The 14,814-nt window shown below is 72.5% G+C and carries 20 protein-coding genes; 8 read left to right on the top strand and 12 right to left on the bottom strand.

Features of this window, described 5'->3' with window-relative positions; translation table 11 throughout:
* Together AC07B0_RS02710 and AC07B0_RS02705 are read right to left on the bottom strand one after the other, a co-directional pair.
* The coding region (locus AC07B0_RS02710; RefSeq protein ID WP_478896344.1) for a HAMP domain-containing protein at window positions 1-1,143 on the bottom strand (1,143 nt) is incomplete at its 3' end.
* Between the two features lie 196 nt (window positions 1,144-1,339).
* Complete coding sequence (locus AC07B0_RS02705) at window positions 1,340-1,660, bottom strand: STAS domain-containing protein (protein ID WP_478896342.1); 321 nt, start codon at window positions 1,658-1,660, stop codon at window positions 1,340-1,342.
* A gap of 175 nt (window positions 1,661-1,835) precedes the next feature.
* Here AC07B0_RS02705 and AC07B0_RS02700 point away from each other — a divergent pair, with 175 nt between their 5' ends.
* From AC07B0_RS02700 to AC07B0_RS02685, 4 genes are all read left to right on the top strand, one after another.
* Window positions 1,836-2,375 carry a DoxX family protein gene (locus AC07B0_RS02700; RefSeq protein ID WP_478896340.1) on the top strand — a complete coding sequence of 180 codons (540 nt, stop codon included), beginning with the start codon at window positions 1,836-1,838 and terminating at the stop codon, window positions 2,373-2,375.
* Window positions 2,376-2,386: 11 nt separating this feature from the next.
* Entirely contained in the window at window positions 2,387-2,800 is a 414-nt protein-coding gene (locus AC07B0_RS02695; RefSeq protein WP_478896339.1) for a hypothetical protein, read from the top strand.
* Between the two features lie 252 nt (window positions 2,801-3,052).
* The gene (locus tag AC07B0_RS02690) at window positions 3,053-3,490 is read left to right on the top strand and encodes a CS1 type fimbrial major subunit (protein ID WP_469384505.1); all 438 of its coding nucleotides are present in this window, start codon (window positions 3,053-3,055) and stop codon (window positions 3,488-3,490) included.
* 122 nt (window positions 3,491-3,612) lie between these two features.
* Window positions 3,613-4,527, top strand: a complete 915-nt coding sequence (locus AC07B0_RS02685; protein ID WP_356875158.1) for an NAD-dependent protein deacetylase — start codon at window positions 3,613-3,615, stop codon at window positions 4,525-4,527.
* Between the two features lie 23 nt (window positions 4,528-4,550).
* Here AC07B0_RS02685 and AC07B0_RS02680 read toward each other — a convergent pair whose 3' ends face one another.
* Together AC07B0_RS02680 and AC07B0_RS02675 are read right to left on the bottom strand one after the other, a co-directional pair.
* A complete protein-coding gene (locus AC07B0_RS02680) occupies window positions 4,551-5,399 on the bottom strand; it encodes an aldo/keto reductase (RefSeq protein ID WP_469384507.1) in 849 nt (282 codons plus the stop codon).
* 102 nt (window positions 5,400-5,501) lie between these two features.
* Complete coding sequence (locus tag AC07B0_RS02675) at window positions 5,502-5,858, bottom strand: hypothetical protein (RefSeq protein ID WP_356875154.1); 357 nt, start codon at window positions 5,856-5,858, stop codon at window positions 5,502-5,504.
* A gap of 191 nt (window positions 5,859-6,049) precedes the next feature.
* Here AC07B0_RS02675 and AC07B0_RS02670 point away from each other — a divergent pair, with 191 nt between their 5' ends.
* Both AC07B0_RS02670 and AC07B0_RS02665 read left to right on the top strand, forming a co-directional pair.
* On the top strand, window positions 6,050-6,448 hold the full coding sequence (locus AC07B0_RS02670) for an SsgA family sporulation/cell division regulator (RefSeq protein WP_356875152.1): 399 nt from the start codon (window positions 6,050-6,052) through the stop codon (window positions 6,446-6,448).
* Window positions 6,449-6,593: 145 nt separating this feature from the next.
* Entirely contained in the window at window positions 6,594-7,064 is a 471-nt protein-coding gene (locus AC07B0_RS02665) for an ATP-binding protein (RefSeq protein WP_467297687.1), read from the top strand.
* Window positions 7,065-7,084: 20 nt separating this feature from the next.
* Here the strand turns inward: AC07B0_RS02665 and AC07B0_RS02660 are convergent, their stop codons facing one another.
* Both AC07B0_RS02660 and AC07B0_RS02655 read right to left on the bottom strand, forming a co-directional pair.
* Window positions 7,085-7,339 carry a WhiB family transcriptional regulator gene (locus tag AC07B0_RS02660; RefSeq protein WP_356875148.1) on the bottom strand — a complete coding sequence of 85 codons (255 nt, stop codon included), beginning with the start codon at window positions 7,337-7,339 and terminating at the stop codon, window positions 7,085-7,087.
* Window positions 7,340-7,458: 119 nt separating this feature from the next.
* The gene (locus tag AC07B0_RS02655) at window positions 7,459-8,370 is read right to left on the bottom strand and encodes a SigB/SigF/SigG family RNA polymerase sigma factor (protein WP_478896336.1); all 912 of its coding nucleotides are present in this window, start codon (window positions 8,368-8,370) and stop codon (window positions 7,459-7,461) included.
* A 251-nt stretch (window positions 8,371-8,621) separates the two neighbouring features.
* Here AC07B0_RS02655 and AC07B0_RS02650 point away from each other — a divergent pair, with 251 nt between their 5' ends.
* Window positions 8,622-9,056, top strand: coding sequence for a DUF4190 domain-containing protein (locus tag AC07B0_RS02650; protein WP_469384511.1), 435 nt, complete (start codon window positions 8,622-8,624; stop codon window positions 9,054-9,056).
* Window positions 9,057-9,160: 104 nt separating this feature from the next.
* Here AC07B0_RS02650 and AC07B0_RS02645 read toward each other — a convergent pair whose 3' ends face one another.
* Entirely contained in the window at window positions 9,161-9,766 is a 606-nt protein-coding gene (locus AC07B0_RS02645) for a TIGR03086 family metal-binding protein (protein ID WP_469384512.1), read from the bottom strand.
* A gap of 139 nt (window positions 9,767-9,905) precedes the next feature.
* Window positions 9,906-10,151, bottom strand: coding sequence for a hypothetical protein (locus AC07B0_RS02640; RefSeq protein WP_469384513.1), 246 nt, complete (start codon window positions 10,149-10,151; stop codon window positions 9,906-9,908).
* A gap of 350 nt (window positions 10,152-10,501) precedes the next feature.
* Here AC07B0_RS02640 and AC07B0_RS02635 point away from each other — a divergent pair, with 350 nt between their 5' ends.
* Window positions 10,502-11,131 carry a hypothetical protein gene (locus AC07B0_RS02635; protein ID WP_478896333.1) on the top strand — a complete coding sequence of 210 codons (630 nt, stop codon included), beginning with the start codon at window positions 10,502-10,504 and terminating at the stop codon, window positions 11,129-11,131.
* A gap of 12 nt (window positions 11,132-11,143) precedes the next feature.
* Here the strand turns inward: AC07B0_RS02635 and AC07B0_RS02630 are convergent, their stop codons facing one another.
* From AC07B0_RS02630 to AC07B0_RS02615, 4 genes are all read right to left on the bottom strand, one after another.
* Complete coding sequence (locus AC07B0_RS02630) at window positions 11,144-11,914, bottom strand: helix-turn-helix transcriptional regulator (RefSeq protein ID WP_469384515.1); 771 nt, start codon at window positions 11,912-11,914, stop codon at window positions 11,144-11,146.
* Between the two features lie 31 nt (window positions 11,915-11,945).
* The gene (locus AC07B0_RS02625) at window positions 11,946-13,649 is read right to left on the bottom strand and encodes an amidohydrolase (RefSeq protein WP_478896330.1); all 1,704 of its coding nucleotides are present in this window, start codon (window positions 13,647-13,649) and stop codon (window positions 11,946-11,948) included.
* 138 nt (window positions 13,650-13,787) lie between these two features.
* The gene (locus AC07B0_RS02620) at window positions 13,788-14,210 is read right to left on the bottom strand and encodes an ATP-binding protein (protein WP_356875132.1); all 423 of its coding nucleotides are present in this window, start codon (window positions 14,208-14,210) and stop codon (window positions 13,788-13,790) included.
* Window positions 14,211-14,280: 70 nt separating this feature from the next.
* Window positions 14,281-14,628 carry an STAS domain-containing protein gene (locus AC07B0_RS02615; RefSeq protein WP_356875130.1) on the bottom strand — a complete coding sequence of 116 codons (348 nt, stop codon included), beginning with the start codon at window positions 14,626-14,628 and terminating at the stop codon, window positions 14,281-14,283.
* Between the last annotated feature and the right edge of the window lie 186 nt (window positions 14,629-14,814).

The raw sequence follows: 14,814 nt of genomic DNA, 5'->3' as shown, positions 1-14,814 counted from the left end.
GAAGTTCACCGAGTCGGTCAGGTCACGCCAGGTGCCGGAGACCCCCTTGACGTCCGCCTGCCCGCCCAGCCGGCCGTCCGTACCCACCTCGCGGGCGACGCGCGTGACCTCGTCGGCGAACGCGGAGAGCTGGTCGACCATCGTGTTGATGGTGGTCTTCAGTTCCAGGATCTCGCCCCGTGCGTCGACCCGGATCTTCTGCGACAGGTCGCCCTGCGCCACCGCGGTCGCGACCTCCGCGATGGAACGGACCTGCGCGGTGAGGTTCCCGGCCATGAAGTTCACCGAGTCGGTCAGGTCACGCCAGGTGCCGGAGACCCCCTTGACGTCCGCCTGCCCGCCCAGCCGGCCGTCCGTACCCACCTCGCGGGCCATGCGCGTGACCTCGTCGGCGAACGCGGAAAGCTGGTCGACCATCGTGTTGATGGTGTTCTTCAGCTCCAGGATCTCGCCCCGGGCGTCCACGGCGATCTTCTGCGACAGGTCGCCCTTGGCGACCGCGGTGGTCACCTGCGCGATGTTGCGGACCTGGTCGGTCAGATTGCCGGCCATGAAGTTCACCGAGTCGGTCAGGTCACGCCACACGCCGGCCACGCCGGGCACCTCTGCCTGGCCGCCGAGCCGTCCTTCGCTGCCGACCTCGCGTGCCACGCGGGTGACTTCGTCAGCGAAGGAGGACAGCTGGTCGACCATCGTGTTGACGGTGTCCTTCAGCTCCAGGATCTCGCCCCGGGCCGCCACGTCGATCTTCTGCGACAGGTCTCCGCGCGCGACGGCGGTGGCGACCTGGGCGATGTCCCGGACCTGGGTGGTGAGGTTGCCGGCCATGGCGTTGACGGAGTCCGTCAGGTCGGCCCACGTCCCGGACACGCCCGGAACGACGGCCTGACCGCCCAGGGTTCCCTCGGTGCCGACCTCCCGGGCGACGCGGGTCACCTCCGAGGTGAACAGCGAGAGCTGGTCGACCATGCCGTTGAAGACGGTGGCGATCTCCCCCAGCAGCCCGTCGACCTCGTCGGGCAAGCGGGTGCCGAAGTCACCATCGCGCACGGACGTCAGTCCGGCCAGGAGCTGGCGGAGCTGCTGCTCGCCCACCGCCCCCGAAGCCCTTGTGTTCGTCGCCGCATCCGCCGGCTTGACCATTCCTGCCCCATCTCCGTCTGACCAGGCCGTACTCGACGCGTCGAGCATCCCCCGGAAAGGCTAAACCACGACCTCTCCCCTCCCGGCCGCGACGGAGCGCACGGGCGGGCGGCGGGATCGTCCGTGCACCGGCCGTCCCCGGCCCGGCGACGGGTGGGGCGGTGTTCCGTGGTCCGGAGCGGGGCCGGCGGCCCCGTCAGCCGGTCCGGCCCGTGCCGTCGCGGATCTCGAACAGGGCCAGCGCTCCCGTCATCTCCAGCAGCCGGCGCAGCTGGTTCGGCAGCGGGCCCGCCAGCGCCAGCGGACGGGAGTTGCGCAGCCGGATCAGGACGTTGAGGAAGGCCGAGTCGGCGAAGGTCACCCGCGCGACGTCGACGACCACGAGCGCGGCCCCGGCCGCCTCCCGGGCGCAGGCGGCCGCCAGCACACCGGACGTGTCCAGGTCGAACTCCCCGCAGCAGACGACCACGACCGTGCCCTCCGCCCCGGAGCAGACCTTCACCTGCGGCGACTCCATGCTGCCTCCCGTCTCCGGGGCACGGACCCCGCCCCCCAGAGACCGTACGGCCTTCCTCGCGTTCCACCGCACCCCGTCGCGAGTGACGCCGAACACCCGGCCCCCCGCGGACCTCCTCGGGCAGACGTGCCGGTCCGGACCGGATGGACGGGCCGGCTCTGGGCAGCAGCGGAACATGGCTGTCCTACGAAAGCTCGCCCGCCCCCTGCTCGCCGCCCCGTTCGTCACCGGCGGACTGCGCACCCTGCGCCGCCCCGAGGCCGTCGCGGAGGCCGCCGGGCCCGTCCTGCGTGCCGCCGCCGGGCGCGTCCCGGTCCTCGCCGGGGATCCGCGGCAACTGGTACGCGTCAACGCCACGGTCCAGGCCGCCGCGGGTCTGCTGCTCGCGACGGGACGCGCCCCGCGCCTCGCCGCCCTGACCCTCGCCGCCACGGTGGTGCCGGCCTCCCTGGCCGCACACGCCTTCTGGACCGTGGAGGACCCGGATGAGCGCTCACGGCAGCGCGCTCGCCTCCTGACCGACCTCTCCGCGGTGGGAGGTCTCCTCATCGCCGCCGCGGACACCCACGGCAGGCCCTCGTTCGCCTACCGCTCCCGGCACGCGTTCGACCGCCGGCACCCGGTACGGGCCGTCCGCCGGCCCGCGAAGGCGGTCGCGGCGAAGACGGCCCGCCGCGCCAGGACGATGACCGCCGCCCTCACCGGCTCCCACTGACGGCGGGCGCCATGACAGACCCCCGACGTACCGACCGACGACCGTCCGCCGGCCCGCTGCCGCGGCCCGCCGCACTCGGCCCGCGGCTCTTCACGGAGACCCTGGCCGCCGTGCGGAGACGCGGTGCCCGGCGCCGAGGTGCCTCCGGCGCCGCGGCGAGCTGCGCGGGCGCCGCCGAGCAGCAGTCGTGCTCCGGCCGGGAGGGCGGGTACGGAGCGGGTACCGCGGGCCGGCCGCGGTGCCGGGACACCCGCCCCGGCACCGCCGACGCCCGCGAGCGGGCCCGCGAAGCGGTCGCGTCCCGTACCACCGGCCCCGGCGACCTGGCCTCGCTCCTCGCCATGCTGGACCTGCCTCCCCGGCCCGGCGGGAAGCGGGCCCGGCCCGGGGACGACGGCGGCCGCCCGGGGCGCGACACCGCGTAGTCGGGCCGGCCCGGCAGCGGGCGGGTACGTCCGTGCGGGTGGTAGCCGTCGCGAGTGGCGTAGTCGTCCGCTGCGCCGCCGTCGCGGCGGGCAGGAATGGCGAGGCCCGTGCCCCCTGGAGACGAGGAGCTGACGCCCCATGCTGGAGCGGACCCGGCGCGAGAAGCGCACCGAGATCACGTTCGTCCCACCCGCCGGTCATGCGGCCCGCGCGGTCACCGGTTCCCCCGCCTTCGGGTTCGGGGGACGGCCGTGAGCGAAGCACACATCAAGATCCGCACCGAGTCCGGTGGAGACCTGTCCCTGGTACGGCCCGGCGCGGAACCGCTGCCGGAGGTGACCGAGGTAACGCTCCAGGCCGGTTCGGGGCTGCGTCCCCACGTGGAACACGTCCGCCTCCTCGCCTCCGACACCTCCAGGGACGTCGCGGTACGGCTGGCCCACGAGCCGTCCTTGCTGCGCACCCTCGGAGGCGCCTCCAAGGCCCTGCCGCTCGGCGTGGAACTGGGCGGCCGAGCGCTGTCCCTCGCCGCGGTGGTCTTCAGCGCGGCCGAGCTCTTCGCGGACTCCGCCGTCCCGGGTGCGTCGGTGGTCCTGCCGCTGGAGATCACCCAGACCCGGCCCGGCGACCCCGGAGAGGGCCTCTACGAGGCCATCATCTCCCTCGTGATCAAGCAGCCCGTCGCCTGACCGCAGGGGTGCGGCCACGGGGTCGGATCCACCGCGCGGCACCGGTGCGGACCGGCTCGGCACGGCCCGCGCGGGTTGCGGGGTCTTGCGCCGGTGCCCCGGCCGTTCCGTACGCTGGCGGCATGCGCATGCGCCCCACCTTGAGCTGGACGCCCACCGAGGACCTGCGGCCCGGCAGCACGGATCCGGAGCCGGTCGCCGACGCGCTGCGGGCCGGAGGAGTGCTGGTGCTCAGCGGCGCGGGCCTCTCCACGGAGTCGGGCATCCCCGACTACCGGGGGAAGGGCGGCAGCCTGAGCCGGCACACCCCGATGACCTACCAGGAATTCACCGCCGACGCCCGGGCCCGTCGCCGGTACTGGGCGCGCAGTCACCTCGGCTGGCGGACCTTCGGCCGCGCCCGGCCCAACACCGGGCACCGGGCCGTGGCGGCGTTCGGGCGGCACGGCCTGCTCTCGGGTGTGATCACCCAGAACGTCGACGGCCTGCACCAGGCCGCCGGGAGCGAAGGCGTGGTGGAACTGCACGGAAGCCTGGCCCGGGTCGTGTGTCTGTCCTGCGGCGCTTCCAGCCCGCGCCGTGAACTCGCCCGGCGGCTCGAAGAGGCCAATGCAGGCTTCCGGCCGGTGGCCGCCGGACTGAACCCCGACGGTGACGCCGACCTCACCGACGACCAGGTCGGTGACTTCCGCGTCGTGCCCTGCTCGGAGTGCGGCGGCGTCCTCAAACCGGACGTGGTGTTCTTCGGCGAGGCCGTTCCCCCGCAGCGGGTCGCGCACTGCCGCGAACTGGTGGGCCGGGCGACCTCACTGCTGGTCCTGGGATCTTCCCTGACGGTGATGTCCGGGCTCCGGTTCGTCCGTCAGGCAGCCCGGACCGGCAAGCCGGTGCTGATCGTCAACCGGGACCCGACCCGCGGCGACCACGAGGCCGTCACCCGGGTCGCCCTGCCCCTGGGCGCGACCCTCACCGCCGTGGCCGACCGACTGGCCGTCCCCCTCGACGGCCACCACCGGCCGCCGGACGGCCCCCGCTGACGGCAGCCGGCCGACGGCGCGGATCAGCTGTCGAGGGTGGCGTTGCCGAGGCGGCTGACCATGGCCGGGTCGCGGTGGTCGAAGAACACGGACGCCCCGGTGTCCAGGGTGGCGATGGCGGTCATCTCGTCGGCGGTGAGCTCGAAGTCGAAGACGTCGAGGTTCTCCGCCATGCGCTCGGCCCGGACCGACTTCGGAATCACGACGACGTCCCGCTGAACGAGCCAGCGCAGTACGACCTGCGCCACCGACTTGCCGTGCGCGGCGGCGATCTTGCCGAGCTCCGGGTGGGTGAAGAGGCCGTTGCGGCCCTCGGCGAAGGGACCCCACGACTCGATCTGCACGCCGCGCCCGCGCATGAGCTCCTGATCGGCGGTGCGCTGGTGGAAGGGGTGGGTCTCGACCTGGTTGACAGCCGGGGTGACCTCGTTGTGGTCGATCAGGTCCACGAGCCGGTCGCCGTGGAAGTTCGAGACGCCGATGGCCCGGGTGAGGCCCTGCCGGTGCAGGGCTTCCATGGCGCGCCAGGATCCGTACACGTCACCGTAGGGCTGGTGGATCAGGTACAGGTCGAGGTGGTCGAGGCCGAGCTTGCGCAGGGAGGTCTCGAACGCGCGCCGGGTCCTGTCCTCGCCGGTGTCGGAGACCCACAGCTTGGTGGTGACGAACAGTTCCTCGCGCGGAATGCCGCTGGCCCTGATCGCCCGGCCCACGGCCTCCTCGTTGCCGTACGCGGCCGCGGTGTCGAGCGAGCGGTATCCGGCGGCGAGGGCGTCGCCGACGGCCCGCTCGGTCTGCTCGGGCGGGATCTGGTAGACGCCGAAGCCGAGGACGGGCATCTCGACGCCGTTGTTCAGGGTCACGGTCCGCATGCAAGGGTCCTTACGTACGTTCGGGCGGGCGGGTGCCGGCGTTCGAGCCCCGGCCGGACCCGCCGGCACCGCGGTACCGACGGGTCCGGCCGTCGTGAGGGGTCAGTCGGAGTAGCTGAAGTCGCCCATGGTCCAGGCACTGACGCCCTCGATCGCGACCCGGTACATCCCGCCGGTCTCCGGGATCCCCACGGTTCCCTGAAGGATCCGCGCCACGTGGAAGTGCAGGTGCGTGGGCGGTCCCTCCTTGCGTGCCGTCGAGGTGAAGATGGCGGAGAACTCGCTCAGCCGGGCGGAATCCGTGAGGACCTCCGACACCCGTTGCCGCCACACGGCTTCGGGAGCCAGGCGACCGGTGATGACGGCACCGCCGGTGACCACGGTCAGGGACATCTGATTGCTTTGCCCGGACTCCACCAGTGCGGCGACGTCCACGAGCAGTTCGTCAGGCTTCGACATGAGAGCCGATTCTATTCTCCTGCCCGGGCCGGCGGCCCGTCGATCGCGACACTCGGCCGAGGTCTGCGGGGCGTTCGCGCCACCGTGCGGGCCGCGTGATTCATCCGGATGGGGCAGCGTGCTCCGCCGCGGCGGGGGCACACGAGCAGCGGCTGAGCAGCCCGTCCCTGGAGGCCCGTTTGCTGTCGTGTGTGTCCGCCCTGGTCGCTGTCCGTCTCCAGCCGGCCTTCGGGAGCGACGTTCCGCTCGTCGCCCGCTTCTCCTACGCCCGCGTCGACCCGTACGCGGTGCGGGTGGAATTCCTCGCCGAGGACACCGCACTGCCGTCCTGGTGCTTCGACCGTCAGATGCTGGCCGAGGGCCTCCACCGCCCGGTGGGCGAAGGGGAGGTCACCTTCCGGCCGCAGTGGACGGATGGCGGCGAGGCCCTCCGCATCGGGCTGCGCGACTTCCCTGACGGGCGGGGCGCGGTCCTCCTCGCCGGAGTCCGGGCGGTCACCGGATTCCTGGAGGCGACGTACGCCGTCACCGCGCCGGGGTCCGAGACCTTCGATGCCGACGGACTCCTCGAAGAGCTCTTGGACCGCTGACCCGTCCGGGGGCGGCCCCGGGATCAAGAGGTCCCGGAAGAAGAGGTCCCGGAAAGAACTCGGACGGTGGGATTGTCGGCCCGGTTCCGTAGGGTGTTGGGACACAGGCACCCAGGGCAGTCGCCCGGCAGGCAAGGCGGACCACATGAACCAGGCAGCGGAGGGCGAGTACCAGCGGATGCGGGCGGGCCGCCCGGTATCGGTCTCCGCGGCGTTCGAGGGCACCGAGACCATCGGCCAGGCCCGGGATCAGGCCCGGTCGTTCCTGGCCGACCTGCGGGACACACACGGGCTCACCGTGTCCGAAACCGCCACGGACCTGGTCGAGCTGGTGGTCAGCGAGCTGGTGACGAACACCCGCAAATACGCCCCCGGCCCCTACCTGCTCAGCCTCGAACTCCGGGACGGCCTCGTCGAGGTGAGCGTGTGGGACAGCAATCCCTCTCTGCCGTCGATCTCACCGCCCGACCCCTACCGCGTCGGCAGGCACGGGCTGGAGATCGTCATGGCCACCGCCCAGAGCTTCCGCATCCAGCGGGAGACCGTCGGCAAGAGCATCACCGCGTCCGTCTCACTGACCGACCCGTCGGACCGGGACACCGATCACCGGTCCTGAAGAGCCGCGCGAGGCGCGGGTCAGCGCGTGTCCCGGGCGCGGGCCCGGGCCTCGCGCCGCCTGACGGTCCGTCGTTCCTCTTCGCTCATGCCTCCGCAGACGCCGAGGTCCTGGCCCCCTTCGAGCGCCCACCGAAGGCACTCCGCCATGACGGGGCAGCGGTGGCAGACCGCCTTGGCCTCCTCGACCTGCAACAGGGCCGGGCCGCTGGAGCCCACCGGGAAGAACAGGTCGGGGTCTTCCCATCGACAGGCGGCTTCGTCGCGCCAGTTCATCGTCGTACCTCCATCCACTGTGTGCACGTCGTCGTCCTCCACCCTCCTGACCGGTCCCGGCCGGTCCATGCGCTTGCGCGGCGGCTCTCGGGAACACGGGGAGGTCGGCGGGGCCGGGGTCAGTCGGCGAGCATGCCCTCGCGGAGACGGGTGAGGGTTCGGGTGAGGAGCCGGGAGATCTGCATCTGGGAGATCCCCAGACGGGCACCGATCTGCGCCTGAGTCATCTCCTGCCCGAAGCGCATCTGCAGGATCAGCTTCTCGCGCCCTTCGAGCTTCTCCAGCAGCGGGGCGAGGCTGTGGATGTCCTCGAAGAGTTCCATGGCCGGGTCCTCGCTCCCGAGCACGTCGGCCAGGGGGCGCGGAGCGGTGTCGGAGGATTCGTCCTGGTCGCTGTCGAGGGACTGGCTGGAGTGGCCGTTGGCGGCGACCAGCCCCTCGATCACCTCTTCGTCACTGAGTCCCATGTGCTCGGCGAGCTCACGGACCGTCGGCGCGCGGTCGAGGACGGTGCTGAGGTCCTCCTTGCCCCGCGCCAGTTCGATGCGGAGTTCCTGGAGGCGTCGCGGGACGCGGACGGCCCAGGTGGTGTCGCGGAAGTGCCGCTTGATCTCCCCGGTGATGTAGGGGAGGGCCAGGGTCACGAACTCGTTGCCGAGGGCCGGGTCGAAGCGGTCGATGGCCTTGATCAGGCCGATGGTGCCGACCTGGATGATGTCGTCGATGTCCGTGCCGTCGGTGCGGTTGCGGAAGCGCCGCACCGCGAAGTGGACCAGGGACAGGTTCATCTCGATCAGCGTGTTGCGGACGTACTGGCGCTCGGGGGTGCCCTCGTCCAGGGCGCGGAGCCGCTCGAAGAAGGTCTTGGAGAGGGCCCGGGCGTCAGCGGGGGCGACCTCGCGGGGCTCGGCGACGCGCGGAAGCCGCTCGGCATACTCCACGGTGGTGGTCTCCGCGGTGATCTCCGCCACGGTCTCGACCGCACCGGTCACGGACTGCGTGGTGACGGGCTGCGTGGTGACGGCGTTCATTGCAACTCCCCGAGGTACTCGACTTTGTCACCGGAGGCTCCCCCCGGACGCCGCTGCCTGTGCGGCTGCTGCCCCTAGAGCATCGCCGCTCGACACACACCCGTCAAGCAATACGTGAAATGAATTTCGCGAGTTCGGCTGCCGTGTACGGGCCTTGCCGGGTTTGCGGTGGCCGCTGCGTGGCAGACGGGCGGAACACCACTGCTCCGCAACCGAGTTGCCCATCAGCCGATCCGTGAAGGGACCATCCCGTGTCCGACGTGTACCGCTCCCCGGACAGCACCGGCACTGACGCCGGCGCCCACCCCGCCCCCGCGCACGCCCCCACGCACGCCCCCGGGAAGCAACGCAACGGCCTGGCCGTGGCCGCGTTGGTCACCGGTATCGCGTCCCTGCTGCTGCTGTGGCTGTGGTTCGTGGGCATCCCGCTGGCCCTGGTCGCCATCGGTCTCGGCGTGGCGGCCCTCCGCAGAACCCGGAGCGGCGCCGGTGGTCGCGGTAAGGCCATCACCGGCCTCACCCTCGGCGCCGTCACCGTGGTCCTCGCGGGAATCCTGATCGCCGTCGGGGCGTCCGTCCTCAACTCCGACGAGGGCAGGAACCTGCGGTCCTGCCTGAACGACGCCCGGACGCAGCAGGAGCAGCAGGACTGCTCCGACCGTTTCAGCGACGACATGGGCAACTGAGGCAACCGACCCGAGGCCCGCTTGGCCCGACGTCCCCTGGCCCGACGCCCCGCGCCGTTCCCCGAGCCAGGGGCGGACGGGCCTCGGGTCAGGCGGGCATCGGGTCAGGCGGGCGTCGGCGGTGTCCAGCCCGGATCGCGCCCGCTCAGCCCGACCGCCCGGTCCAGCAGCGGAGCGTCGTCCGGTACGGGCACGACGGGACCGAAGATGCCCCCGCCCCGGTCCTCGTCCTCGGCGGCCTCCAGCAGGAACGCGTACGAGGCTTCCAGCGCGGCCCGGTCGGGCGCGTACTCCTGGCCGGTTGCCCGCGCCAGGTCCCATCCGTGCAGGACCAGTTCGTCGACGGCCACCGCGGCCGCGATGTCGCCGGGCAGGTCGATGCCGCCCGCGCGGGTCATGCCGGTCCAGGCGGCCGGATCGTTCCAGGCTTCGGCCAGCTCACCGAGGACCCGGGGCAGCTCCTCGCGCCAGCCCGCGGGCAGGGGGTGGGGAACGGCCGAGTCGGGGGCCGTGTCCGTCGTGGGGCCCAGGTCCTTGCCGGCGGCGTCGCGGAACGCGACCGCCAGGTGGGTGAGGTGGCCCAGCAGGTCTCTGACCTCGTACGCGGGGCAGGGAGTCGGGTCGGCGAGCCGGGCGTCCGGGACGCCCTCCGCGAGGCGGGCCACGATCCGGGCTTGCGGTCCGAGGTCGAGGGTCGTCGTGTCGGTCATCTGCCGCTCCTCCGGGACGCTGGGTCTGCAGGGTAGACCGGCGGCGGAGCCCGGACTCATCGCGACGCGGGCGGGACGTCCGCCCGGGTGTCCCCGGAAGTGCGGCGACGAGGAGGAGCGGGGTCACCCGTCGTCGACGTCACCGTTCGTCGTCACGTCCGGCCTTGCGGGGGCGGTCGGACTCGGGGGTGCGGTCGGCGTCGTCCCCCGCAGCTGCGTCGTGTCCCCCCTCGGCGCGGGCGCGGTCCACGCGGTCCGGGTCGGCGGTCGGACCGGCGTCCGGGCCGGTCCGCGACGGCGCTCCCGGCGGGCGGCCGTGTTCGTCCACCATGGCTCCCTCGTCGGGGAGCAGCACCGGGCGCGGGTTCGGGTCCTTCCGGCCCATGGTCCACCGCCTTCCTCGCTTTACCCCGGCGCCTGCCCTGGGGTGCCCACCGGAAACGTGTCGGTGGCTCGCCGGCCCGCTCGCGGCCGTGTCCGTCTCCTCGTGCCGCCATTCGGTTCCCGGCCTCACCCCGCACGGGTGACCCGACGGACCGGCATCCGGTCTCCGCCAGAAAATGCGTGCGATGTTCGTCCACGGTTTCGAGACAGCCGCGGACCCGACCCGTTCAGCACCTCGTGTGCACCGACTCGACGCGCCGGTGCTCGCGCCGGACCGGGGAGGGTCCGTCATCCCTGCACGCACGGGCCGGCCCAGCGCGGGCCGGTCCTCGGTGACGACGGAGCACACACATGACAACCCTCACTTGGGCGGCACGCTGCGTGGCGGCCGTTTCCGGCGCGGTACTCGCCGGAACGCTCCTGGCGCCCGCCGCGGCAGCACACCAGGGCCCCGACCCCAAGGCCCCGGCCAAGCAGGCGGCTAAGAAGCAACCCGCCAAGAAGCAACCGGTCAAGAAGCAGCCCACCAAGAAGCAGCCGGTCAAACAGGCGCCGAAGCCGGCCCCGGCGCGGCCCGCACCGGTCACGGAGCCGGGGGCGAGCGAACTGGCGACGGGCACCAAGTGCAGCACCTCCCGCGACGTCAGCTCCACGGTGGTCGACTTCGTTGCTTCCGGGCTCTTCGAGACGGTGTTCCGCTCCGCCACGGACGAGCAGGGCCACGCGTTCCTCAACGACAGCCGCAACCCCGGCGTCTGGATCAACCTCGCACTCGTCCCCGGCGCCCCCCGCTGTGTCTACGACACCTCCGTCGCGGTCACGGAGGAGAGCCCCGGCCACCTGTTCATCACGCTGCTGGCCAGCGACGGCACCTTGCACCAGGCCACCTGCGCCACCAACAGAAACGCCCCCTTCACCCCGTCGAACCTGCCCACCGCCTGCGCGCCCGGCTTCACCACCCTGCCGGACACCCCCGTCTGATCCCGCCGCGCGTCAGCGGGACGGTTCGATTCCCCACGCGGCGGCCCGGGCTGCGGCCGCCGCGCGGTTGGGGACGTCCAGCTTGGCGAGGATGTGCTCGATGTGGGTCCCCACGGTGCGCGGTGTGATGTACAGCCGCCCGGCGATCTCCCGGTTGGTGCGGCCGGTCGTCAGTTCGGACAGCACCTGGAGCTCGCGCGGCGAGAGCCCGCCGGGCCGCCGCGCTTCCGCGGCGGGTTCGGCGGCGGCCCGCTCGGCCGGCGGTACCGCCCGGGGGGCGACGGTCGCGGCGAGGGCCTCGGTGAGGAGGGTGACCACGGCACGCGCCGGATCGGGTGTGTGCCGTGACCGCCGGGTGCTGACGTTCAGCATGCCCACGTACCCGCCGTCGGCGGTGAACAGGCACTGGGCGACGCCGTCCTCGATGCCGAGGGGGCGCAGCACCTCCTGGAAGCCCGGGGACGCCGCCAGGAGCTGCCGGGGGACGTCCTTCATCCAGAGACCGCCCCGGGCCGGGCTCCGGAGTACGGAGAACACGGGGTCGTCGTGGAGGCGGGTCTCGATGTAGGCCGTCGCCTCCTGCGGATAGCTCCCGGCCAGCGTGGTGTGGCGGCGGCGCAGCGGGTCCCACCGGGTCAGGGAGGCGTGGTCGTACTCCATCACCTCGGACAGCGCCGCCAGGACCGTGTCGACGCCGGTCTCGCCGCTGGTGGCGCTCCGGGCGGCCTCGCGGACGTGTACGGCCGCGTCCAGGATGTCCGCCGTGCTCCGCTCCGCTGCCATGCCCCCATGATGATCATGTGTCTGGAATACGTCAATCGCGCAGGGTGTCGTGTACGACCTGCCCGTCCACGACGGTGAGGACGACGGGCATCCGCGGGATGTCGTGGGGGTCGGCGGCGAGCAGGTCCCCGTCGAGCACGCAGAGGTCGGCGACCTTGCCGGGCTCCAGGGAGCCCTTCCAGTCGTCGGCGAAGTCCTGCCAGGCCGCCTCGATCGTGTAGGTACGGATCGCCTCGGCCAGACCGATGCGCTGCTCGGGACCGCTGACCCGGCCTCCGGCCTTCGATTCGCGCAGGACCATGGTGGCGACGCCCTGGCGCCAGTCCGGGTACGTGACGGGGGCGTCCGATCCGCTCGCGACCCGTACGCCGGCGTCGATGGCGTCGCGGTAGGGCCATGCGTAGGCGGCCCGTTCGGGGCCGACGAACTCCTCCTCCATGTCGGCGACGGTCCACTTGATGGTGGGGTTCATGTTGACGCCGAGGCCGTGTGCGGCCAGGACCTTCATGCTGTGCGCGGTGAGGAAGTCGCCGTGGATGACGTAGTGGCGGGGGTCGGATCGCGGGTGTTCGGCGATGGCCGTGGCGAAGGCGTCCGCGACGGTGTCGATGGCCCGGTCTCCGGTGACGTGGACTCCCAGCTGATGGCCGCGGGTGTGGGCCTGCCGGATCATGGCGTCGATCTCGGCGGTCCGGTCGGTGTCGGTCTCACCGCCGACGGACAGGGAGCCGCAGCCGCCGCCGACGTACGGCTCGTGCATCCAGGCCGTCTTGTTGGGGACGATTCCGTCGGCGAAGATCTTGACGCCGTGGATCGCGAGGCGGCGGGGATCGGCGTCGCCGGGCTCGCCGAGTGCGGTGAGGGAGCGGGTGAACTCCTCGGCGGTGCTCGCCATTCCGGTGGGCAGGAGCAGGACGCCGACACGGGCGGTCAGTTCGCCGTCGGCGAGCAGTCGGCGGTAGACGTCGAGGGTCTCCGCGCCGAGCGCTCCCCGCATGATGCCGTCGCCGCCGGGGCCGAGACCGGGCTCGGTGTAGCTGGTCACGCCGAGCCGGGCGAGGGTGGCGAGGGTCGACCTGATCGCGTCCGTCCGCTCCTGGCGGCTGAGCGCGGGCAGGGCGTTCTGGACGAGGGCCTGGGCTCCCTCGTGGAGCAGCCCGGTCGGCTCCCCCTCCTCGTCCACGACGACGGCCCCGCCGGGCGGCGCGACGGTGTGCCGGTCGACCCCGATGAGCTCCAGGGCCTTGGAGTTGACCCAGGTGGCGTGGCCGGAGAAGGAGTACAGGACGACGGGGTGGTCCGGGCTCACCGCGTCGATGTCGCGCCGCGAGGGCAGCCGGGACGGGTCGGCGGCGCACTCGGCGAGGTAGCCGGTGTCCCAGCCGTGTCCCGTGATCCACTGCCCGTCGAGAACCCGCCCGACGGCCTCCCGTACGGCCTCGGCCACGTCCGCGAGGGAGGACACGGCGGGGTGGGCGAGTTCGAGGGAGAGCGGGGGCGTCGCCATGCCGAAGGCACATCCGTGCAGATGGGAATCGTTGATTCCGGGAAGCAGTGTCGCCCCCCGCAGGTCGACGACGCGGGTGCGGGGTCCGACCAGCGGCGCGACGTCGTCCCGTCCGCCGACGGCACTGATGAGCCCGTCGGTCACCGCCAGGGCCGAGGCCACGGAGAACTGCGCGTCGACGGTGACCACCCGCCCGCCGAGGAATACCAGATCCGCATACGTGTCCACAGAAGGGTCCTTTCGGGATGCGGGGGCCCCTACGGCCGCCCGCGTACATCTCCCGAAGATCATGGCCAGGGCCCGTCTCCCGGCACATCGGTCATCCCACCGATACGCGCTCCCGTCCCGAGGGGCGGCGCCCCGTCGTCACAGGAGGCGCAGGGCGGTGGTGATGGTCTTGCCGTCGGGGTGGCTGTGGATCTCGACGTGTTCGGCGAGTTGCCGGATGAGGGGCCATCCGTAGCCGCCCGGGTGGTCCGGCGTCCCCGTACGGGCGACGGGGTGCCGGGGGTTGGTGTCGCTCACGGACAAGTGCAGGACGTCGTCCGTGATGTCGCCGTGGAAGGCGGTGATGCCGCCGCCGTGGCGGATCGCGTTGGTGACGAGCTCCGAGGTGATCAGGAGCGCGTCCGCGGCCGTCACGCCGTCGAGCCCGATGCCCGCGCGCAGCAGCAGGTCGGCGACCCTGTCGCGGGCCGCGGAGGCCGTGGCCGGCGTGGCGCCGGCCGTGGGGTGGCCCTCGCTCCCCCGCGTGGATCCCCATGTGTCGTCAGCCGTGGGCGGGTTCATACCGTCATCGCCTGCCCGGAGTCGTGCGGGGCATGCGGCCGCACGCCCGTCCGCACGGTGAACGTCGTGGTCAGCATGTCATCGCGGTCTCCAGGCTGTCCGTCATGCGGAACGCGGATCCGGTGCCGGTGACGTCGAACAGCCTGCGGACCGACGCCTGCAGCGGGCCGGCGAGGACGAACGCCGATCCCGCCGCCTCGTGGATCTTCCGGGCGTCGAGCAGGGCGTGAAGGGCGTAGGAGTCCGCGAAGCGTGTCCGCGCGAGGTCCACGACCGTACGCGGAGAACCACTGGCCGCGGCCTCGGCGAGGGTCCGGGCGAGGGCGGGTGCGCTGTCCTCGTCCACGTCCCCGCGCAGGTGGACGACAGTTATGCCTTCGAGCGTGGTCGTGGTGACCACCGGTTCGTCTCCGATCACGCCGACATCCTCCTACACCACGGACCACGTTGCGGCACAGCACCCTCGATCGTGGCGTTCCGAATCCTCTGGCGAAAGGGGATCCGAAGGAGGAGATGTGTCGTTCCCGTGTGCATGCCGTGCGGGACGCCCCGGTGAGGGGGACTCGGTTTGCGGGGGCGGGACGGATGGAGGATGGTTGCCGGA

Source organism: Streptomyces sp. NPDC044704, from assembly GCF_056433525.1.
This window is presented reverse-complemented; position numbering and strand designations above follow the sequence as displayed.

Coding starts and splice junctions, on each gene's coding strand:
- AC07B0_RS02645 (WP_469384512.1), bottom strand. CDS start 9,766: ATGACCGACACGACGACCCTCGACCTCGGACCGCAAGCCCGGATCGTG.
- AC07B0_RS02640 (WP_469384513.1), bottom strand. CDS start 10,151: ATGGGCCGGAAGGACCCGAACCCGCGCCCGGTGCTGCTCCCCGACGAG.
- AC07B0_RS02680 (WP_469384507.1), bottom strand. CDS start 5,399: ATGCGGACCGTGACCCTGAACAACGGCGTCGAGATGCCCGTCCTCGGC.
- AC07B0_RS02630 (WP_469384515.1), bottom strand. CDS start 11,914: ATGGCAGCGGAGCGGAGCACGGCGGACATCCTGGACGCGGCCGTACAC.
- AC07B0_RS02620 (WP_356875132.1), bottom strand. CDS start 14,210: ATGAACCCGCCCACGGCTGACGACACATGGGGATCCACGCGGGGGAGC.
- AC07B0_RS02665 (WP_467297687.1), top strand. CDS start 6,594: ATGAACCAGGCAGCGGAGGGCGAGTACCAGCGGATGCGGGCGGGCCGC.
- AC07B0_RS02635 (WP_478896333.1), top strand. CDS start 10,502: ATGACAACCCTCACTTGGGCGGCACGCTGCGTGGCGGCCGTTTCCGGC.
- AC07B0_RS02675 (WP_356875154.1), bottom strand. CDS start 5,858: ATGTCGAAGCCTGACGAACTGCTCGTGGACGTCGCCGCACTGGTGGAG.
- AC07B0_RS02655 (WP_478896336.1), bottom strand. CDS start 8,370: ATGAACGCCGTCACCACGCAGCCCGTCACCACGCAGTCCGTGACCGGT.
- AC07B0_RS02685 (WP_356875158.1), top strand. CDS start 3,613: ATGCGCATGCGCCCCACCTTGAGCTGGACGCCCACCGAGGACCTGCGG.
- AC07B0_RS02660 (WP_356875148.1), bottom strand. CDS start 7,339: ATGAACTGGCGCGACGAAGCCGCCTGTCGATGGGAAGACCCCGACCTG.
- AC07B0_RS02695 (WP_478896339.1), top strand. CDS start 2,387: ATGACAGACCCCCGACGTACCGACCGACGACCGTCCGCCGGCCCGCTG.
- AC07B0_RS02705 (WP_478896342.1), bottom strand. CDS start 1,660: ATGGAGTCGCCGCAGGTGAAGGTCTGCTCCGGGGCGGAGGGCACGGTC.
- AC07B0_RS02700 (WP_478896340.1), top strand. CDS start 1,836: ATGGCTGTCCTACGAAAGCTCGCCCGCCCCCTGCTCGCCGCCCCGTTC.